The sequence below is a fragment of the Microbacterium sp. 05T445 genome (assembly GCF_056395865.1).
In genome coordinates this window covers 951838-970616 of the sequence record NZ_JBFTKJ010000002.1, presented here as the reverse complement: position 1 = coordinate 970616, position 18779 = coordinate 951838, and the positions used below count along the sequence as shown (strand labels likewise).

General features: G+C 71.8%; 20 protein-coding genes. 5 read left to right on the top strand and 15 right to left on the bottom strand.

Annotated features, from left to right (window positions below):
* Window positions 1–117: 117 nt before the first annotated feature.
* From AC1DDU_RS14010 to AC1DDU_RS13970, 9 genes are all read right to left on the bottom strand, one after another.
* Window positions 118–603: a CinA family protein gene (locus AC1DDU_RS14010; RefSeq protein WP_477435098.1), complete on the bottom strand. Its 486-nt coding sequence runs from the start codon at window positions 601–603 to the stop codon at window positions 118–120.
* The gene (gene pgsA, locus AC1DDU_RS14005) at window positions 600–1172 is read right to left on the bottom strand and encodes a CDP-diacylglycerol--glycerol-3-phosphate 3-phosphatidyltransferase (RefSeq protein WP_477435097.1); all 573 of its coding nucleotides are present in this window, start codon (window positions 1170–1172) and stop codon (window positions 600–602) included. Before pgsA ends, AC1DDU_RS14010 begins: the two co-directional genes overlap by 4 nt.
* A gap of 49 nt (window positions 1173–1221) precedes the next feature.
* Complete coding sequence (locus AC1DDU_RS14000; protein WP_477435095.1) at window positions 1222–3972, bottom strand: FtsK/SpoIIIE family DNA translocase; 2751 nt, start codon at window positions 3970–3972, stop codon at window positions 1222–1224.
* Between the two features lie 79 nt (window positions 3973–4051).
* Window positions 4052–4486 carry an N-acetyltransferase family protein gene (locus tag AC1DDU_RS13995; protein WP_477436835.1) on the bottom strand — a complete coding sequence of 145 codons (435 nt, stop codon included), beginning with the start codon at window positions 4484–4486 and terminating at the stop codon, window positions 4052–4054.
* 192 nt (window positions 4487–4678) lie between these two features.
* Window positions 4679–6355, bottom strand: coding sequence for a ribonuclease J (locus tag AC1DDU_RS13990; protein WP_477435093.1), 1677 nt, complete (start codon window positions 6353–6355; stop codon window positions 4679–4681).
* 152 nt (window positions 6356–6507) lie between these two features.
* On the bottom strand, window positions 6508–7485 hold the full coding sequence (gene dapA, locus AC1DDU_RS13985; protein WP_477435091.1) for a 4-hydroxy-tetrahydrodipicolinate synthase: 978 nt from the start codon (window positions 7483–7485) through the stop codon (window positions 6508–6510).
* A 74-nt stretch (window positions 7486–7559) separates the two neighbouring features.
* On the bottom strand, window positions 7560–8324 hold the full coding sequence (locus AC1DDU_RS13980) for an SDR family NAD(P)-dependent oxidoreductase (RefSeq protein WP_477435089.1): 765 nt from the start codon (window positions 8322–8324) through the stop codon (window positions 7560–7562).
* A 23-nt stretch (window positions 8325–8347) separates the two neighbouring features.
* Window positions 8348–8854, bottom strand: a complete 507-nt coding sequence (locus AC1DDU_RS13975; protein WP_477435087.1) for a dihydrofolate reductase — start codon at window positions 8852–8854, stop codon at window positions 8348–8350.
* Window positions 8851–9663 carry a thymidylate synthase gene (locus AC1DDU_RS13970; protein WP_477435085.1) on the bottom strand — a complete coding sequence of 271 codons (813 nt, stop codon included), beginning with the start codon at window positions 9661–9663 and terminating at the stop codon, window positions 8851–8853. Before AC1DDU_RS13970 ends, AC1DDU_RS13975 begins: the two co-directional genes overlap by 4 nt.
* A 144-nt stretch (window positions 9664–9807) precedes the next feature.
* On the opposite strand from AC1DDU_RS13970, the gene AC1DDU_RS13965 reads away from it, so the two are divergent.
* The 4 genes from AC1DDU_RS13965 (at window position 9808) to AC1DDU_RS13950 (ending at window position 12300) form a co-directional block, all read left to right on the top strand.
* On the top strand, window positions 9808–10245 hold the full coding sequence (locus tag AC1DDU_RS13965) for a TlpA family protein disulfide reductase (protein WP_477435083.1): 438 nt from the start codon (window positions 9808–9810) through the stop codon (window positions 10243–10245).
* Window positions 10238–10849, top strand: a complete 612-nt coding sequence (locus AC1DDU_RS13960) for a DUF4395 domain-containing protein (protein ID WP_477435081.1) — start codon at window positions 10238–10240, stop codon at window positions 10847–10849. Before AC1DDU_RS13965 ends, AC1DDU_RS13960 begins: the two co-directional genes overlap by 8 nt.
* 103 nt (window positions 10850–10952) lie before the next feature.
* Window positions 10953–11378, top strand: coding sequence for an OsmC family peroxiredoxin (locus AC1DDU_RS13955; protein ID WP_477435079.1), 426 nt, complete (start codon window positions 10953–10955; stop codon window positions 11376–11378).
* Window positions 11371–12300: a TIGR01777 family oxidoreductase gene (locus AC1DDU_RS13950; protein ID WP_477435077.1), complete on the top strand. Its 930-nt coding sequence runs from the start codon at window positions 11371–11373 to the stop codon at window positions 12298–12300. The genes AC1DDU_RS13955 and AC1DDU_RS13950 overlap by 8 nt, the downstream gene beginning before the upstream one ends.
* A 22-nt stretch (window positions 12301–12322) precedes the next feature.
* Here AC1DDU_RS13950 and AC1DDU_RS13945 read toward each other — a convergent pair whose 3' ends face one another.
* Together AC1DDU_RS13945 and dapB are read right to left on the bottom strand one after the other, a co-directional pair.
* A complete protein-coding gene (locus AC1DDU_RS13945) occupies window positions 12323–12772 on the bottom strand; it encodes a hypothetical protein (protein ID WP_477435075.1) in 450 nt (149 codons plus the stop codon).
* Window positions 12769–13581: a 4-hydroxy-tetrahydrodipicolinate reductase gene (gene dapB, locus AC1DDU_RS13940; protein WP_477435073.1), complete on the bottom strand. Its 813-nt coding sequence runs from the start codon at window positions 13579–13581 to the stop codon at window positions 12769–12771. The genes AC1DDU_RS13945 and dapB overlap by 4 nt, the downstream gene beginning before the upstream one ends.
* A 70-nt stretch (window positions 13582–13651) precedes the next feature.
* Between dapB and AC1DDU_RS13935 the strand changes: the two genes are divergently transcribed.
* Window positions 13652–14125, top strand: a complete 474-nt coding sequence (locus AC1DDU_RS13935; RefSeq protein WP_477435071.1) for a GNAT family N-acetyltransferase — start codon at window positions 13652–13654, stop codon at window positions 14123–14125.
* A 19-nt stretch (window positions 14126–14144) separates the two neighbouring features.
* On the opposite strand, the gene AC1DDU_RS13930 is transcribed toward AC1DDU_RS13935, so the two are convergent.
* Genes AC1DDU_RS13930 through AC1DDU_RS13915 form a run of 4 tightly spaced genes read right to left on the bottom strand, consistent with a single transcriptional unit; the run spans window position 14145 to window position 18778 of the window.
* On the bottom strand, window positions 14145–15434 hold the full coding sequence (locus tag AC1DDU_RS13930; RefSeq protein ID WP_477435069.1) for an ABC transporter permease: 1290 nt from the start codon (window positions 15432–15434) through the stop codon (window positions 14145–14147).
* Window positions 15431–16108 (bottom strand): ABC transporter ATP-binding protein, encoded by a 678-nt coding sequence (locus tag AC1DDU_RS13925; protein ID WP_477435067.1) that lies wholly within the window; start codon window positions 16106–16108, stop codon window positions 15431–15433. The genes AC1DDU_RS13930 and AC1DDU_RS13925 overlap by 4 nt, the downstream gene beginning before the upstream one ends.
* Window positions 16105–17805, bottom strand: coding sequence for an efflux RND transporter periplasmic adaptor subunit (locus AC1DDU_RS13920; RefSeq protein ID WP_477435065.1), 1701 nt, complete (start codon window positions 17803–17805; stop codon window positions 16105–16107). Before AC1DDU_RS13920 ends, AC1DDU_RS13925 begins: the two co-directional genes overlap by 4 nt.
* A gap of 1 nt (window position 17806) precedes the next feature.
* Window positions 17807–18778, bottom strand: coding sequence for a hypothetical protein (locus AC1DDU_RS13915; protein ID WP_477435063.1), 972 nt, complete (start codon window positions 18776–18778; stop codon window positions 17807–17809).
* Between the last annotated feature and the right edge of the window lies 1 nt (window position 18779).

Genomic DNA, 18779 nt, shown 5'->3' with positions numbered 1-18779 from the left:
TACAGCACCTGCTGTTGCCAATCTAATCCCGACAACTGGGCAATGGGTGGGAATCACCGAATGTAACCGACACGAAACCCGCTCTGTTCCCGAGCGCGGGGGTGGACAGCGGATGCCTCACAGCTGCGTGCGGGCGAGCTCCAGCACGCTCTGCACGGTCCGCGTGCGGATCTCGTCGCGGGTCCCCGACAGCGCCAAGGACGACGCCGCGACCCCGTCGGGCGTCACGACGGCGATGTGCACGGTGCCCACCGGCATCCCGTCCTGCGGGTCCGGCCCCGCCACGCCCGTGGTCGCAAGGCCCACGTCGGCGCCGAGCGCGCGCCGGACGCCCTGCGCCATGGCGACGGCCACGTCAGGGTCGACGGGACCCCGTTCGGCGAGGAGACCGGGGTCGACCCCCAGAGCCGTCGCCTTGAGGTCGGTGGCGTACGCGACGATCCCGCCGCGCACGTGAGCGGAGGCGCCGGGCACGTCGACGAGCGTCGCCGTGACGCGCCCCCCGGTGAGCGACTCGGCCGCGGCGATCGACCACCCGCGGCGGCCCAGCGCCTCGAGGACCGCGACCGCCGCGCGGGTGCCCGGCATCGCGGCATCCGTCATTCGCCGGCCTTCTTCGCGCGTGCTGCGCGCACCTCGGTGATCACGTAGTCGATGCCGCTCGCGATCGTGAGGATGACGGCGATCGTCATCGTGACGCCGTTGACCCAGAAGATCCAGTCCCCGACCAGCGTCCACAGCGGCAGCAGGGCCAGCGAGAGCGCGACGCCCTGGGCGAGCGTCTTGAGCTTGCCCATCCAGGCGGCGGCGAGCACGTGGTCGCTGACGACCATGAAGCGGTAGACCGTGATGCCGATCTCCCGGATGAGCACGACGATCGTGACCCACCAGGGCAGCTCCCCGAGGATCGACAGCCCGATGAAGGCGAACCCGGTGAGCACCTTGTCGGCGATGGGGTCGAGCAGCTTGCCGAGATCGGTGACGATGTGGTGCTTGCGCGCGAGATAGCCGTCGATCCCGTCGGTCGCGATCGCGACGATGAACAGCGCCGCCGCCCACCAGCGCAGCGCGCCGTCCGCACCCCCGTCGGCCAGGAGCAGCCACAGGAAGACCGGCGCGCACAGGATGCGCACGATCGTGATCGTGTTGGGCAGCTGCCGCGGGATCGCCATGCGCCGAGCCTATCGGCGCGACCGGCCGCACCGGACCAGCCTGCCGGCGTCAGTCGCGGCCGGTGAGCCCCCAGGCGTCCTCGGAGCCGTCGTCGTCACTCTCCACGACCGGGTAGCCGTCGTACTGCGAGGCGACGGCATCCGTGCCGTACCGGTCGTCGGCGACGGGTGCCGCCGCTGCGGGAGCCGGGGCCGCCGGAGCCGCGTCGGGTACGTCCTCGCCGCGCAGGCGGGCGAGCACAGCCGGCAGCTGGTCGGGGGTGACCAGCACGTCGCGTGCCTTCGAGCCCTCGCTGGGACCGACGATCTCGCGCGACTCGAGGAGGTCCATGAGGCGACCGGCCTTGGCGAAGCCGACGCGCAGCTTTCGCTGCAGCATCGAGGTCGAGCCGAACTGCGTCGAGATGATCTGCTCGGCCGCTGCCAGCAGCAGCTCGAGGTCGTCTCCGATGTCGGCGTCGATCTCCTTCTTCTCGGCCACCGCCGCCACGTCGGCGCGGTACTCCGGCCGCGCCTGGTGGGTGACGTGCTTGACGACCTGCTCGATCTCCTTCTCGCTGACCCACGCGCCCTGCACGCGCAGGGCCTTGGAGGCGCCCATCGGCAGGAACAGGCCGTCGCCCTGGCCGATCAGGCGGTCGGCGCCGGGCTGATCGAGGATGACGCGGGAGTCGGTGACGCTGGTGACCGCGAACGCGAGACGGGACGGCACGTTGGCCTTGATGAGGCCCGTGACGACGTCGACCGACGGGCGCTGGGTCGCCAGCACGAGGTGGATGCCGCTGGCACGCGCGAGCTGGGTGATGCGGACGATGGAGTCCTCGACGTCGCGCGGAGCGACCATCATGAGGTCGGCGAGCTCGTCGACCACGACCAGCAGGTACGGGTAGGGCTTGAGGACGCGCTCGCTGCCCGGCGGGAGCGTGATCTCGCCCGCGACGACGGCCTTGTTGAAGTCGTCGATGTGGCGGAATCCGAAGGACGCGAGGTCGTCGTACCTCATGTCCATCTCCTTCACGACCCACTGCAGCGCCTCGGCCGCCTTCTTGGGGTTCGTGATGATGGGCGTGATGAGATGCGGCACCCCGGCGTACGAGGTCAGCTCGACGCGCTTGGGGTCGATGAGCACCATGCGCACGTCGGCCGGCTTGGCCCGCATCAGCAGGCTCGTGATCATCGAGTTCACGAAGCTCGACTTGCCCGAGCCGGTCGAGCCGGCCACGAGCAGGTGGGGCATCTTCGCGAGGTTGGCCACGACGTAGCCGCCGCCGACGTCCTTGCCGACGCCGATCGTCATGGGGTGGGTCTGGTTGGTCGCCGCCTGCGAGCGCAGCACGTCGCCGAGCGTCACGATCTCGCGGTCGGTGTTGGGGATCTCGACGCCGATCGCGCTCTTGCCGGGGATCGGGGCGAGGATGCGCACCTCGTTCGACGCGACCGCGTAGGCGATGTTGTTCGTGAGCGCGGTGATGCGCTCGACCTTGACGCCCGGACCGAGCTCGATCTCGTACTGCGTGACGGTCGGGCCGCGCGAGAAGCCGGTGACGCGCGCGTCGACCGAGAACTGGTCGAGCACGCTCGTGATGGCGCGCACGGTGTCGTCGTTGGCCTGGGAGCGGGCGACGTGCGGCGAGCCCGCCGCCAGCGCGTTGACGGACGGGAGCCGGTACGGCGCCGACGGCGAGTCGACGGCCGCGGCCGAGCCGATCCCGTCGAGACCCGGGAGCAGTCCGTCGTCCTCGATGACCTCGTGGTCGTCGCGCAGCGACGTGCGTGACGAGGTCGCCGCCTTGGCGGCGGACAGCACCGCCGGGTCGATGACCTCGGTGAGCGCATCGGCCGCGATCGGCGGCGGCGGCACCGGTGGCGCGATGGCCTGGTCGAACCCGCCCTGCGTCGAGCCGACGGGCAGCAGCTCGGTGAGGTCCTGCGAGCCGATGCCGCCCTCCGGGTCCTTCTCGCGACCGGTCTTGTTGCGGCGCCAGAACGGCAGCGACGAGTCGGCCTCGTCCTCGGCGGCCGTCTCGGCGGCGGCATCCTTCGCCGGCTTGGGCTCGCGCGGCTCGTCGCCGAACATCCACGCGTACAGCTCGCCGAGCCGGCGGCCGATGCGGTTGGGCGGCGTCTTGGTGATGATGAGGATGCTGAGCACCGCCAGCAGCGACAGCACGATGTAGGCGCCGACGTCGGTGAGCACGAGGGCGAGGGGCTCCCCCAGCATCCAGCCGAACAGACCACCCGCCTTGCTCAGCGCCGGGAGTCCTTCGTTGGGCTGGGGCCGGCCACCGGCGACGTGGCAGAACCCGGCGATCGTGACGATGAGCAGGCCGAAGCCGATGCCGACGCGCCCGTTGTCGTGCACCGACGAGGGGTGGCGGAACATCCAGCCCGCGAGCATCAGCAGCAGCACCGGGAGCACGAACGCCTCGCGCCCGAGCAGACCGCCCACCGTGTAGGCGCTGATGTTCTGAGCGACGTCGTTGCCGATGAAGAACCACTCGTTGACGGCACCGGCGACCGCCAGCAGCACGAGCAGGAACGGGAATCCGTCGCGGCGCTGCTCCTTCTCGAGCGACTCCGGACCGAACGCGCGGAAGAGCCCGCCGACGGCGTGCGCGAGACCGAGCCACGCGCGCGCGACGACCGGCGGCCGGTCGGGCTCGTTCACGTACCGCTTGGGTGCGGGGGCGGGCTTCGTGGCCGCGGGCTTGCGCGCGCTCGACGACGCGCTCGAACGCGCGTTCGTCGACGCGCTCGAAGACGCGCGCGACCCCTTGGTCGGGCTTGAGCTCCTGGCCATCTCTCCACGGTACGGCTGTGCCCCGACATTTCCGCGGAACCACGCCGCCGCGCGCCCAGCGCGCAGGACGACGGATGCCTCAGCGCAGGCGCTTGACCATGGTGTCGCGGCCCACCCCGCTCTGGGTCACCGCGAACCCCTCGCTGCGATACAGGGTGGCGGCGAAGTTCCCGCGCTCGACGCTCAAGCTGATCCGCGCATACCCCTGGGACTGCGCCCGTTCGCACAGGCGCTGCAGCAGCGCACGGCCGACGCCGTGCGCGCGCCAGATGGGTCGCACGCCGATGATGAGCTCCGGGACGCCCGTGCCGACGTAGCCGAATCCGGGGTCGCTGCGGGGCAGCATCCGGTACCAGGCTGCGCCCACGGGCTCGCCGTTGGCGTCCTCCGCGACGAAGCCGGCGTCTCCCGGACGCATCCATCCTGTGACGTACCGCCGGTGATCGGCGCCCGCCATCACCTCGTGCCGCGGGCGCGCGCCGCCCTGCCGCCAGTTGGCGGCTTCGACGACCATGTCGCCGAGGAACGCGCCGTCGGCGGGCACGGCGTCGCGGATGCGGAAGGTGGAGGCCACGACGCGATCGTACGGCCCGCGTGTTACGGCGCGATGACGGCCGGCGCGACCCCGCCCGCGCCGAGGCGCCGTCAGGGTCGCTCACCCGGCCGACGCCGACGCCGACGCGATGCGCGGCGTCGGCGACCCGGGCTAGGCCTCGATGACGAGCGGGACGATCATCGGCCGCCGGCGCAGCGACTGGTTGACCCAGCGGCCGATGGTGCGGCGCACCACCTGCGACAGCGCGTGCTGGTCGCGCACACCCGACTTCGCCGCCTCGGCGAGCGCCGCCGCGATCTTGGGCTTGACGTCCTCGAAGACGGCGTCGTCCTCGGCGAAGCCGCGGGCGTGCACCTCGGGTCCCGAGATGATCTTGCCCGTCGAGGCGTCCACGACGACGATCACCGAGATGAACCCCTCTTCGCCGAGGATGCGGCGATCCTTGAGGTCGGCATCCGTGATCTCGCCGACGGTCGAGCCGTCGACGTACACGAAGCCGAGGTCCAGCTGGCCGACGACGCGCGCGTCACCGTCCTTGAGGTCGATGACGGTGCCGTTCTCGGCGAGGATCGTCCGCTCCGGCGCGATGCCGGTGTCCTGCGCGAGGCGCGCGTTCGCCATCAGGTGGCGGTACTCGCCGTGCACGGGAAGCACGTTCTTCGGCTTCAGGATGTTGTAGCAGTACAGCAGCTCGCCGGCGGCGGCGTGGCCCGACACGTGCACCTTGGCGTTGCCCTTGTGCACCACGTTCGCGCCGAGCTTGGTGAGCCCGTCGATCACGCGGTAGACCGCGTTCTCGTTGCCCGGGATGAGGCTCGAAGCGAGGATGACGGTGTCGCCGGGGCCCGGCTCGATCGCGTGGTCGAGGTTCGCCATGCGGCTGAGCACGGCCATCGGCTCCCCCTGCGACCCCGTCGACATGTAGACGATCTGGTCGTCGGGCAGGTCGCGCGCCTTCTTGTAGTCGATGAGCACGCCCTCGGGGACGTTCAGGTACCCGAGGTCGTCGGCGATGGTCATGTTGCGCACCATGCTGCGACCGAGGAACGCCACCCGCCGGCCGTGGGCGGCCGCGGCATCGAGCACCTGCTGCACGCGGTGCACGTGGCTGGAGAAGCTCGCGACGACCACCCGGCGCGGCGCCTTGGCGATCACCTGGTCGAGCACGGGTCCGATCGAGCGCTCGGTGGGCGTGAAGCCCGGCACGTCGGCATTGGTGGAGTCCACGAGGAACAGGTCGACGCCCTCTTCGCCCAGCCGCGCGAACGACCGCAGGTCGGTGATGCGGCCGTCCAGCGGCAGCTGGTCCATCTTGAAGTCGCCGGTCGCGAGCACGAGCCCCGCGGGCGTGCGGATCGCGACCGCGAGCGCGTCGGGGATCGAGTGGTTGACCGCGACGAACTCGAGCTCGAACGGCCCGAGGTTCTCCCGCTGCCCCTCGGTGACCGTCATGCTGAACGGCTTGATCCGGTGCTCCTTGAGCTTCGCCTCGGTCAGCGCCAGCGTCAGACCGCTGCCGATGATGGGGATGTCGCCCTTGAGCTTGAGCAGATACGGCACCGCGCCGATGTGGTCCTCGTGACCGTGCGTGAGCACGACGGCGACGATGTCGTTCAGCCGGTGCTTGATGGGCTCGAAGTCGGGCAGGATCAGGTCGACGCCGGGCTGGTGCTCTTCAGGGAACAGCACGCCGCAGTCCACGACGAGCAGCTTCCCGCCGTACTCGAACACTGTCATGTTGCGTCCTACCTCGCCGAGCCCGCCGAGGGGGACGATGCGCAGGGTGCCGGCTTCCAGCTCAGGCGGATCGTAGGGAGTGGTGGGCATTATGGGGCCTCCTCGGGAGGATCTCGGTTCACCGCCTCCGGGCGGCCTGTTTCAACGTCTTGTGTGCACGGGCCCGGGGGCGGCCGGTGCGGCGGGGTACGGCATCCGCTCGCTTGTCGCGGCGGCGCCCCGGCACAGCACCGGCACTGCGGTCACCTCGTGGTGCCCGAGACCTTCGGCAGCGCGCCGCCGGCGGCGGCGTTGCGGTCGGGGCGGAAGTTCGAGAAGTCGGCACCGGGCACATCCGTCACCAGGGCCAGTTCGTCCTCGATCTTCGCGGCCTCCCACTCCTCCGGGCCCACCAGCGGCAGGCGCACCCGCGGGCTCGAGATGCGGCCGAGGCCGTGCAGGATGTACTTCGCCGACACCGTGCCGGGCACGTGCGTCATGACGGCGCGCACGAGCGGCTCCAGCTGCTGGTGCGCGGCGGTGGCGGTCTTGAGGTCGCCGGCGTTGACGGCGTCGACGATCGCGCGGTACGGCGCGGGGGCGATGTTCGCCGTGACGCCGATGAGCCCCGTCGCGCCGATCGCCAGGTGCGGCAGCACGTTGGCGTCGTCGCCCGAGAAGTACATCAGGTCGGTCTGGTTGAGCACGCGGCTCACCTCGCTGAAGTCGCCCTTGGCGTCCTTGATGGCGAGGATGTTCGGGTGCTTGGCGAGACGGAGGATCGTCTCGTACTTGATGGGCACACCGGTGCGACCGGGGATGTCGTAGAGGATGACCGGCAGGTCGGTGGCGTCCGCGACGAGGCGGAAGTGCGTGAGGATGCCGGCCTGCGTGGGCTTGTTGTAGTACGGCGTGACGATCATGATGCCGTCGGCGCCGACCTTCTCGCTGGCCTTGTAGAGCTCGATCGCGTGCGCGGTCTCGTTGGACCCGCCGCCGGTGATGATCTTGGCGCGGCCGGCCGCGACATCCTTGCCCACCTCGACCAGGCGGATCTTCTCCGCGTCGGTGAGGGTCGACGTCTCGCCCGTGGTGCCGGTCACGACGATGCCGTCGGCTCCCGCGGTGATGACGTCGTCGATGTGCTTCTCGACAGCGGGCCAGTCGACCTCGCCGTCGGCCGTCATGGGGGTGACGAGCGCGACGAGCACCTGTCCGAAGGGGTTGCCCGTATGCGTCATGCCTTCAGATTATCGGGATGCCGAGCCCTGCGCGTGCCGCCGTGTCAGCCGATGACCGCAGCGGGCCGTTTGTGTCAGCGCCCCCGCTCGCCGATGCGCGCCGCCACGGAGGGCGGCGCCAGGCGCGCGAGCGTAGCGAGCGCCTTGTACCGCAGCGACGGGATCGACACCGCCGCGCCCCGCGAGACGTCGCGCAGCGACTCGGCCACGACGTCGCGCGCATCGAGCCACATCGTCGCCGGGACGCCCTCGCTGCCGGGCGCCAGCCCCATCCGCTCGTGGAAGCTGGTGTGCGTGTAGCCCGGGCAGACCGCGGTGACCGTCACGCCGCGCGGGCGGTAGCGGCCGTTGGCCCAGCGGCTGAAGCTCACCAGCCATCCCTTGCACGCCCCGTACGTGGAGCGAGGGATGAACGCGGCGACGGAGGCGACGTTGACGATGCGGCCGTGCCCGCGGGCCAGCATCGCGCCCAGCGCCGTGTGCGTGAGGCGCATCGGCACCTCGACGTGCAGCTGCAGGTGGCGAACCTCGTCGTCGATGTCGTTGCGCTCGAACGCGAGCGGCAGCCCGAAGCCGGCGTTGTTGACGAGGATCTCGATCGGCCGCTCGGCGTCGGTGATGCGCGCCTCGACCTTCTCGCGCTGGCGGGGCTTGAGCAGATCCGCCGCCAGCACGTCGACCTTGACGCCGTATGTCGCCCGGAGCCTTGTCGCGATCTCGTCGAGCGCCGCCTTGTCGCGTGCGACGAGCACCAGGTCGGCCCCTTTGGACGCGAGCTGCCGTGCGTACTCCGCGCCGAGTCCCGAGCTCGCGCCGGTGATGAGTGCCGTCTTCGCCATGCGCGCCAGCCTACGCGGCGGCGTCAGGCGCGTACGAGCGTCAGGAAGCGATAGCGGATGCCGGAGCCCGAGGTCGCCCAGCCCTCGGCCGGTGCGGCCGCCACGGTCCGCCAGGACGTGCGGTCGGGGGCGGTGGTGTCGCCGGTCACCGAGACGTCGAGCTCGGTGACCTCCAGCAGATCCGCCAGCGCGATGGCCTCGCGGTAGAGCTGACCGCCGCCGATGACCCAGATCCGCTCGGGCTCCCCCTCGGAGGCCGTCACCAGAGCGGCCTCGAGCGATCCGGCACGCTCGGCGCCGGCATCCGACCAGTCCTCCTGCCGGGTGATCACGATGTTGCGCCGCCCGGGAAGCGGGCGGAACCGCGCAGGGAAGGACTCCCACGTGCGCCGGCCCATCACCACCGGCGCGCCGAGCGTCACCGCCTTGAAGTGGGCGAGGTCCTCGGGCACATGCCACGGCATGCCGCCGTCCGCCCCGATCACCCCGTCGTGCGCCTCGGCCCAGATGAGGCCGACGGGAGCGGTCATACCGCGACCGCGCCGCGGATCGCCGGGTGGTGCTGATAGTCCTCGACGACGAAGTCGTCGTACTCGTAGTCGAAGATCGACGCCGGCTTCCGCGCGAAGCGCAGGGTGGGGTACGGGTAGGGCTCGCGCGTCAGCTGCTCGCGCACCTGCTCCAGGTGGTTGTCGTAGATGTGGCAGTCGCCGCCGGTCCACACGAAGTCGCCGGGCTCGAGCCCGGCCTGCTGCGCCACCATGAGCGTCAGCAGCGCGTACGAGGCGATGTTGAAGGGCACACCGAGGAAGAGGTCGGCGCTGCGCTGATAGAGCTGGCAGGACAGCTTTCCGTCGGCCACATAGAACTGGAACAGCGCGTGGCACGGGGCCAACGCCATGTCGGGGATGTCGGCCGGGTTCCACGCCGACACGATCAGGCGCCGCGAGTCGGGGTTGGCACGGATCTGGTCGAGTACGAGTGCGATCTGGTCGATGTGCTCCCCCGACGGCGTCGGCCAGGAGCGCCACTGCACGCCATACACCGGACCGAGCTCGCCGTGGGCGTCCGCCCACTCGTCCCAGATGGTCACGCCGTTGTCCTGCAGCCACCCGACGTTCGACTCGCCGCGCAGGAACCACAGCAGTTCGTAGGCGATCGACTTGAAGTGGACGCGCTTGGTCGTGATGAGGGGGAACCCCTGCGACAGGTCGAACCGGATCTGCCGGCCGAAGGCGCTGGTCGTACCGGTGCCGGTGCGGTCGTCCTTGTGCGTGCCGTGCTCGAGCACGTCGCGCAGCAGGTCCTCGTACGGGGTCGGGATCGTCGGGCTCGTCACGGCTGCCACGATACCCGCGGGTCGCGCAGTGAGGCCGTGCGCACGCCGAGACGACACCGTCGCGCACCGCCCCGTGTTACGCCGGAATCGTCATATTGCGGCATCCGGTCCCCACACAGCCGAAAGGGGTTAGCCTGATCTGCTGTGACCCTGGTCGGAGCCCTCATCGCGATCGCCGCGCTCCTCGCGGCGACGCTGGTCGCTGGCATCGTGCTCAACGCGCGGACCGGGCGGGCCCGCCACGACGTCCAGCACGAGGTCATCGAGCCGCACCGGCTGGGCGCCGACGGCCTCGGCGAGGTCGCCACGCTGCTGCAGTTCAGCACCGAGATGTGCGCCCGTTGCCCTGGCGTGCACCGCACCCTCTCGGCGATCGCCGATGACCACGTCGGCGTGCGGCACCTCGATGTCGACCTCACGCACCGCCCCGACATCGCGAAGCACTTCCGCGTGCTGCAGACGCCGACGACGCTCATGCTCGACCGCAACGGCGTCGTGCAGACACGGTTCGGCGGCACCCCCGGCCGGGACGTGCTCGAGCTCGAGCTCAACCGCCTGATCGCGGAGGACGCCAGTGTCTGAGAAGGCGGATGCCGCCCCCCGCGGCATCGATCCCCGCGGTCCCCGCTTCGTCGCCGCCATCACATCGGTGCTGCTGCTGATCGACGTGTTCCTCGGCCTCACGGGGCTCTCGACCGCCCAGGTCCCCGAGGGCACGGTGGCTTCCTTCGGCTGGTTCGCGTACCAGCCGCTCGCCGGCGCCGTGTTCGCCCCCGAGGCCAGCCCGTGGCTCATCTCGTACGCCACGGTCGCGCAGCGCTTCCTCGACCCGGCGTTCCTGCTGCTGCTGGTCATCGCGCTGCTGTTCCTGTGGGCGGTGCTGTCCCCCCGCACGGCGCCGTGGGGCGTGCTGTACCGCAAGGCGGTCGCACCGCGCCTGGCGCCGCCGAGCGAGTTCGAAGACCCGCGCCCGCCGCGCTTCGCGCAGGGCGTCGGACTGTTCGTCTCCGCGATCGGTCTCGTCCTCCAGCTGGCCGGCGTTCCGTGGGGGCTGACGATCGCCGCTGCGGCCGCGTTCGTGGCCGCCTTCCTGAACGCCGTGTTCGGGCTGTGCCTGGGCTGCCAGCTCTACCTGCTGCTGCAGCGCGCCGGCATCGTCGGGCGCGCCCGTCCCGCGGCGGCCTGAACACGCGGCGAACGGCCGTCAACCCGTCGCGTCGCGGCATCCCGCGCCGTTAGGCTGGCGCTCGACGCCCGGGACACGGGCGCGACGAGCGAGGAGGCCCCCCATGACCGTCACGAGCGAAGCCACCACCGCCTGGAAGGGCGGACTCATCGACGGCTCGGGCGAGGTCGCGTTCGTCTCCTCGGGCATCGGCGCCTTCCCCGTGAACTGGAAGGCGCGCAGCGAGGGCTCGACCTCGGTGACGACGCCGGAGGAGCTCATCGCCGCGGCCCACTCGTCCTGCTTCAGCATGGCGCTGTCCAGCGCGCTCGCCGAGAACGGCACCCCGCCGGAGTCGGTCGAGACGACCGCATCCGTCACCTTCAAGCCGGGCACCGGCATCACCGGCAGCCACCTCAACGTCAACGCCGTCGTACCGGGGCTGGAGCCCGAGGACTTCGAGCGCATCGCGCAGAGCGCCAAGGTCGGCTGCCCGGTCTCGCAGGCGCTCGCGGGCATCGAGATCACGCTCGAGGCGACGCTTGCCTGAACGCCGTGCGGCCGGTGACAGCGGCGGACGCGTCGTCGTCGCCGGCGCGTCGGGGCTGATCGGCGGGGCGCTGGTGGAGAGCCTGCGCGCCGACGGCGTCGAGGTGACGACGCTCGTGCGCCGGCCCGCCGAGGCCGCGCACGAGGTGGAGTGGCTCACCACCGACGAGCCTCTGGACCCCAGCGTGCTCGCCGGCGCCGACGCCGTCGTCGGGCTCAACGGCGCCAGCATCGGTAGGTTCCCCTGGACCCCGTCGTACAAGAGCACGCTGCTGTGGTCGCGCGTCACCCCGACCCGTGCCCTGGCCCGCGCCGTACGCGAGCTGGGAGCGGATGCACCGCATCTCGTCTCGGCGTCGGCCGTCGGCTACTACGGCACGGCGCCGGGCGTGCGCCTGACCGAGGACGCCCCACGCGGCGAGTCGTTCCTGGCGGACCTGTGCGGCGAGTGGGAGGGGGCCGCCTTCGGCGCCGGAGCGGATGCCGCGGTCGCCGTGCTGCGCACCGCCCCGATCGTGCACGCGGAGGGGGTCCTCAAGCCGCTCCTCCTCCTGACGCGCCTGGGGGTCAGCGGCCCCATCGGCCGTGGGACGCAGGTGTGGCCGTGGATCTCGCTGGACGACGAGGTACGCGCCATCCGCCATGTCTTGGACGCGAAGCTCACCGGACCGGTGAACCTCACCGGACCGACGCGCGCCACCGCGAACGACCTCGGCTTCGCCCTCGCCGTGCGCATGAATCGGCCGTTCCTGCTGCGCGCGCCGGTGTGGGGCATGAAGCTGGTGCTCGGCGCCGACGCGACCGAGGCCATCCTCACCGCCGATATGGACGTCGTCCCGGACGCGCTCACGGCCTCGGGCTTCACGTTCTCGCACGCGACGGTCGAAGACGCCGTCGCGGCCGCGGTGCCGGCGGCATCCTGAGCCCCGGCGTCGGCGATCCGCGTCAGCGCGGGCGGTCGGCGGTCTCGAGGCGGATGGCGGTGCGCACGGCCTCGCGAGCCCGGCGGCGATCGCCGGCGGCGTCGTAGGCGAGACCCAGGCGGTACCACGCGCGCCAGTCGTCGGGGTGCTCCTCGACGTCGGCGCGGTACGCCGGGAAGACGGCATCCGCATCCTCCCGGATGACGCGGCCGCTGGGCCGCACGGTGACCTCCTCCTGCGGGAGGGCGTCCTCGGCTTCGAGCCGGCGACCGAGCTGCTGCGCGCGCACGCCGAACCACAGCTCGCGACCGAGCGCCCAGGCCGCGATCAGCGGCAGCACGATGAGCCCCAGGCCCATCGCGATGCCGATGCCGTCACCGCTGGCGATGAGCAGCCACGCGCGCTGGCCGACGAGGGCGATGTACAGCGCGAGGAGCACCGCCATGACGGCGACGCCGATGCGCGCGCTCATGCGCCGGTGGTGCGCGCGACCTGACCGGGCACGCCGCCCTCGTCGACCGGGCGGTCGGCGCGTGCGGCGGGACGACCGATGCCGATGTCGATGAGGCTGTCCAGGCCGACGATCACCCCGCGCGCGTCGCGGGCGGCCGCGAGGGCGATGCGGATGCCGGGGGCGTACGCCTGCGCCGGCTCGACCGTGTCGTGGACGATCGTGAGCGACTCCCCCGCGCCGGAGAGGATCGTCTCCTGACGGGCGACGACGCCGGGGCGGCGGAGCGAGTGGATCGGCACGCTCGCGACCTGCTGGCCGCGGGCGCGTTGGTCGATGTGGGGCGACTCGACCGGTCCGACGTCCTCGCGGGCGGCGGCGATGAGCTCGGCCGTGCGCACCGCGGTGCCGCTGGGCGAGTCGATCTTGGTCTCGCGGTGCGACTCGACGATCTCGATCGACGGGAAGAACGGCGCCGCCGCGGCGGCGAGGGCCGATCCGAGCACGGAGCCGAGCGAGAAGTTCGGGATGAACACGACGCCGGTGCCTGCGGCCTCGACGAGCGGGCGCACCAGCGCGATGCGCTCGGCGGACCAGCCCGACGTGCCGACGAGCACGTTGATGCCGCGTTCGATCGCCGCGCGGACGACGTCGACCGACACGGCCGGAGTGGAGGCATCGACGACGAGGTCGGCGCCCTCGAGCTCCGACAGCTCCGAGCGCGACGACAGCACGGCGGCCACCTCGAACCCGGGCTCGGCCTCGACCGCGTCGCGGATGATGCCGCCGAGCTTTCCGGTACCGCCGACGATGGCCACGCGAGTCGTCATGGCTCCATCCTAGGCGGGGCCCTGTGGCCGGCCGGCCGGAGCGGGCCGGTATGACGCCTACGCTGAAGAGGTGGTGACATTGCGCCCCTCCCCCGTCGACGCCCCCGACGCGCACGAGCTCCTCGCCGAGTACTTCCGGTCGCGCACCGACGGCTTCGCCCTCCAGGGGGTCTCCTACCGCACGACGTTCCCCGACCCCGCTGCGTTCGTCCCGCCCGCCGGGGTCTTCGTGGTGGTCGACGACGACGAGGGCGTCGCCCAGGGCTGCGGCGGCATCCGCCTCATCGCCCCGGGACCGCTCGGCACCCGCTACGAGCTCAAGCACCTGTACCTGCGTCCCATCACGCGCGGGCGCGGCTGGGGGCGCCTGCTCGTCGAGGACCTCGTCGAGCGCGCCCGCGCGTTCGGCGCCGCCGAGCTCGTGCTCGACACCCATCACTCGCTCGGGGCCGCCGGCGCGCTGTACGCCCGTATGGGCTTCACGGCGATCGAGCCGTACAACGACAACCCCAACGCGACCCGCTGGTACGCCCTGGCGCTCTGACCGCCCCGCGGGCCGCCGTTCAGGTCGAGCGCAGCGCGGTGACCGGCTCGATGCGTGCCGCGCGGCGTGCGGGGATGCCGCCGGCGACGAGGCCGACCACCGCGCCCAGGAGCGCGCCGCCGACCGCGACCCACGGATCCACGATCGGCGTCCACTGCTGCACGAGTGAGACGGCCACGACGGCGATCACGCCGACCGAGGCGCCGATGAGGCCGCCGAGCAGGCCGATCACGACGGACTCCACCATGAACTGTCCTGCGATCTGGCGCCCCGTCGCGCCGAGGGCGCGTCGCAGGCCGATCTCGGGAGTGCGCTCCATGACGGTCAGCATCGTCACGTTCGCGATGCCCAGCCCTCCGGCCAGCAGCACGATGCCGCCCAGGATGAGGAACACCACGTTCACGTCGGCCTGCACGTTCTCGCTGAGATCCGAGCGCGTGGTCGGCGCCGAGATCTCGAACGCGTCGGGGACGTCGGGGGCGAGCACGACGGCCGCCTGCTCGCCGACCTGCGGGCCGGCGCCGGGGACGATGCGGATCACCAGCTGCTCCGCGGCGCCGAGCGCGACATCCGCTCTCGCGGTCGACATCGGCACCACCACCGCGTCGAGCAGGTCCGCCCGGCGCTCGGAGTCGTCGAAGATGCCGATGACGGCGTATGCCAGCCCCGCGATGAAGATCGAGGGCTGACTGTCGACGCGGTTGATGCCGAGGCGCTCCGCGGCGCGAGCGCCGAGCACCGCCACACGGTCGCCGCGGACGTCGTGGCCCTCATCGAACATGCGTCCCGTCACCAGTCGCGCACCGGTCACCGTGAGCAGATCCGCCGTCGCGCCGAACAGCGGCGGCGACGCCGTCGCGGGCGCCGACGGGTCGTTCACCGGCACCGCGGTGATGGTCTCGTCGCCGAGGTCGACCTCGCCCACGAGCGCGGCCGACTCGACGCCGACCAGACGCGCCACGCGATCGGCGGCATCCCATGGGAGCATGGACGTCGCGACGGTCTTGCCGGTGGCAGTGCGGGCGGATGCCGGTTCCACGACGACCTGCGTCGCCGCGACCGCGTCGAACTGACGGGCGATCTGTCCTGCCGCCGTCTGAGCGAATCCCAGCGTGGCCACGAGCGCGCCGATGCCGAGGACCGTGCCCAGCAGCGTCATGACCAGCCGGGCCGGGCGGGTGCCGATGTCGGCCGTGGACTCGGCGAGCAGATCGCCGAACCGGAAGCGGTCGGCGCGCGGCACCTTGGGCACGAGGACGGCGTCGTCGGGCGCGGCATCCGTCACGCCCTCCTCCAGGAGCGTGCTCACGCGACCTCCTGCAGGCGTCCGTCGGAGATGCGCAGGGTGCGCCCCGCCCGGGCGGCGACGTTCGGGTCGTGCGTGATGACGACCAGCGTCAGGCCGTCGGCGTTCAGCTCGTCGAAGACGTCGAGCACGCCGCCGGTGGTGTTCGCGTCGAGGTTGCCGGTCGGCTCGTCGGCCAGTACCAGGCTCGGCCGGCTGACCACCGCGCGCGCCACCGCGACCCGCTGCCGCTCGCCGCCGGAAAGCGTCCCCGGGAGGAATTCGACGCGATGACCCAGGCCGACGCGGTCGAGCACCTCTCGGGCTCGCGGCTCGCGCTCGGCGCGCGGCACGCCGCTGTAGAGCATCGGCATGAGCACGTTGTCGAGCACCGTGCGCCGCGCCATGAGGTGGAACGACTGGAACACGAAGCCGATGCGGTGCGCCCTCACCGTCGCGCGCTGGTCCTCGGTCAGCGCACCGGTGAGGTGCCCCTCGATGCGATACTCGCCGACGCTCGGCCGGTCCAGCAGGCCCAGGATGTTGAGCATCGTGGACTTGCCCGATCCGCTCGGTCCGACGATCGAGACGTAGTCGCCCGCGTCGATGCGCAGCGACGCGCCCTTCAGCGCCTGCACCTCGGGCGGTCCCGGGAAGGATCGCGTGACGTCCCGCAGCTCGATCAGCGGCGCCGTCATCGGCCCACCACGACCAGGTCGCCCTCCTCGAGGCCGCCGTCGACGGCGCGCACTTCCACCGCACCATCGGCCGCGAGGCCCGTCTCGACCACCACGAGCCGGGTCTCGGCGCGATCGCCGTCGCGCGGATCGCCCTCGACGACCTCCACGCGGCTCTCGCCGCCTGGCCCCGCGGTCACCGCCGCGAGCGGCACGTGGAGCACCTCGCCCTCGGTGGCCCCGACGGGGATCGACACCCGGACGTTCGCCCCCTGCAGTTGCTGGACCTGCTCGGGTGCCAGCGGATCCGGCGTGAAGCCGATGCTCCACCGGGCGCTCGACTCCTTCCCCGGGGCGACCTCGGCGATCACGGCACGATGACGCGATCCGTCCGGAAGCTCGAAAGATGCCTCTCCCCCGACCTCGAGCAGCTTCGCGTCGGCTTCGGCGGCCGATCCCGTCAGTTCGAGCGACGCGCCCGACACGGTCATCGCGACACCCTGCAGGAGCGCCCCGCGCGTCGCCTTTACCTCGTCCACGCGGCGCGGCAGCGCACCCAGGTAGAGGATCTCGCTCGACGGCAGCGACGGCAGCGTCTCCTCGCGCGCTCGCGTGAGTGCCTCCTGCGCCTGCGTGAGCTGCGCGCGGGCCGAATCGACCGCGGCGCGCTGCGAACGCACGTCCGGCGGCGTCGCGACCTCCGCGCGCTGCAGCTTGGCGAGGGCGAGCGCATCCTCGAGGTCGGCCACCTGCAGGGGATCCACCGGATCCTCCGCCCGCGCGGCGTCGAGCTGCCGCTGCGCGCGGGCGACCTGGTTGTCGGCCTCCCGCAGCGCGACCGCCGACGCCCCGGCGCCGGCGCGCACGAGCTCGTCGTTCGCCGCGGCGAGCGCCTGCTGCGCGGCCGTCACGCCGTCCTGCGCCCCGCGCAGCGCCTCCGCGCTCCCCTCCACCGCGGCCGGCGGCAGGTAGCCGACGCGTTCGTACAGCGCGGTCACCGCCCGCGCCGCCGCCGCATCGAAGACATCGGATGCCGGATCCCCCACGTCGATGCCGAGCCCCGCCATCGCCTGCTTGAACTGCGCGACGTCGGGCCCCGACATCCCGATCCGGATCGTGCGGTACGCGGGCAGGTCGCCCGGCAGCACGATGACCGGCCGCCCGGCGATCTCCAGTGCGATCGACAGCGGCCCGAACTCGGCACCGGCCTCCGGCACGCGACCGGTGACGATCGCCGGCCCCGACAGCGACGAGGTGTCGAGGGTCACATCCGTCGCGTCGGCGTACCCGACCTCGCCGCGGATGGTGACGTCGTTGCTGAGCTCGCCGAACTCCACGGGCACCGTGACGAGGCCGGGCTCGGGCGGTTCCGCGTGAGCGGCCGCATCCGCCGGCGAGACGACGAACCTGCCGACGAGCAGACCGGCGACGAGGCTCACCACGGCGATGCCGGCGACGATCCACAGCGCGCGGTTGCCGTCGAAGACGCGCCGCCAGCGCGCGCGGATTCCCTCCCGCGCAGCGGGTGCGGCCCCCGTGTCGGCGTCGGGTTCGGGGGCGATCAGCTGGGCGAACCCGTCGGGTGCAGCATCCGCCCCCTCCGATGCGGCGGGCGCGCCACCCGGGTCGAGATCGAGGGCCGGGCCTTCGTCTCCCCGCGGAGGGCCGGCGACGTCGGCACGGTCACCGTCGGGCGCGGAGTCGGTCGTACGCTCCACGTCAGCGGCCCTGCTCCGCCGCCGCCTTCAGCGCGTCGAGCTCGGCCTTGTGGTCGGCGATGAACTCCTCCTCCAGCGCGTACTGCAGCTTGGTCTGCGCGGCGCGGAAGTCGGTCTTCTTGCGGCAGTCGAGGTCGGCCAGCGCCACCTCGATCTCCTTCTCACCGAGCTCGGCGAGCTCGGGGTCGTCCTCCACCCACTCGGTCTGCTTCTCGTAGTAGGCGTTGAGCTCCTCGCTGAACTGCGTCTGCGCGTCGGCCTGCGCCTTGTAGCCGGTGTGCCCCGCGTCGGCCATGCAGGAGGCCCAGGCCTGGTCGATGTCGCCGTACGCGTCGGACTTCTGCATCTTCGTCCAGAACTCCTCGAGGTCCTTCATGAGCGGCTTGAACTCGTCCGACATCGCCGGGTTCTTCTGGTCGAGTTCGTGCTGCGCGTAGCCCGAGCAGCCCGCCTGCTCCCAGTCGTACTCGTAGGAGCCGTCCTCGTTGAGCTGGTCCTCCGGGATGGGCGGTCCGCTCAGCGTCTCGTAGAAGGCCTGCTGCTCGGACTCCGACAGGCTCATGACGTAGTCCTGGTTCGGGTCGACGTACGAGCCCTCGTCGGAGACGGGCTCATCGCGACCGGGTGAGTTCACCATCCCGTACCCGTACTGTGCGACCCAGGTGCGGTCGTCGGGCTTCCACTCCTCCCCCGAGGACATCACGACGCTGCCGTTGCCGACGTTGGGGATGTACTCGAAGCCCTCTTCTGCCATGCACTCGGCGATGAGCTCTTCTCGCTGCTTGTTCTCCTTGTCGAACCGCGCCTGCTGCTCGTCCTCGGACAGGTCCCCGCCCCACACGGCCATCATGTACTTGTTCAGCGGCGAGTCGGCCGGGTCGGGCGTGCCGTCGTCGGACGGCGAGGAGCACGCAGCGAGCGCGACGGCGAGGGCGGCGGTGGCGAACAGGGCGAGGGGGGCGGTACGGCGCATG

Bases quoted from the DNA above. Each gene is read 5' to 3' on its own strand.
- AC1DDU_RS14010 (WP_477435098.1), bottom strand. From the start codon at position 603: ATGACGGATGCCGCGATGCCGGGCACCCGCGCGGCGGTCGCGGTCCTC.
- pgsA (WP_477435097.1), bottom strand. From the start codon at position 1,172: ATGGCGATCCCGCGGCAGCTGCCCAACACGATCACGATCGTGCGCATC.
- AC1DDU_RS14000 (WP_477435095.1), bottom strand. From the start codon at position 3,972: ATGGCCAGGAGCTCAAGCCCGACCAAGGGGTCGCGCGCGTCTTCGAGC.
- AC1DDU_RS13995 (WP_477436835.1), bottom strand. From the start codon at position 4,486: ATGGTCGTCGAAGCCGCCAACTGGCGGCAGGGCGGCGCGCGCCCGCGG.
- AC1DDU_RS13990 (WP_477435093.1), bottom strand. From the start codon at position 6,355: ATGCCCACCACTCCCTACGATCCGCCTGAGCTGGAAGCCGGCACCCTG.
- dapA (WP_477435091.1), bottom strand. From the start codon at position 7,485: ATGACGCATACGGGCAACCCCTTCGGACAGGTGCTCGTCGCGCTCGTC.
- AC1DDU_RS13980 (WP_477435089.1), bottom strand. From the start codon at position 8,324: ATGGCGAAGACGGCACTCATCACCGGCGCGAGCTCGGGACTCGGCGCG.
- AC1DDU_RS13975 (WP_477435087.1), bottom strand. From the start codon at position 8,854: ATGACCGCTCCCGTCGGCCTCATCTGGGCCGAGGCGCACGACGGGGTG.
- AC1DDU_RS13955 (WP_477435079.1), top strand. From the start codon at position 10,953: ATGACCGTCACGAGCGAAGCCACCACCGCCTGGAAGGGCGGACTCATC.
- AC1DDU_RS13945 (WP_477435075.1), bottom strand. From the start codon at position 12,772: ATGAGCGCGCGCATCGGCGTCGCCGTCATGGCGGTGCTCCTCGCGCTG.
- dapB (WP_477435073.1), bottom strand. From the start codon at position 13,581: ATGACGACTCGCGTGGCCATCGTCGGCGGTACCGGAAAGCTCGGCGGC.
- AC1DDU_RS13925 (WP_477435067.1), bottom strand. From the start codon at position 16,108: ATGACGGCGCCGCTGATCGAGCTGCGGGACGTCACGCGATCCTTCCCG.
- AC1DDU_RS13915 (WP_477435063.1), bottom strand. From the start codon at position 18,778: ATGCGCCGTACCGCCCCCCTCGCCCTGTTCGCCACCGCCGCCCTCGCC.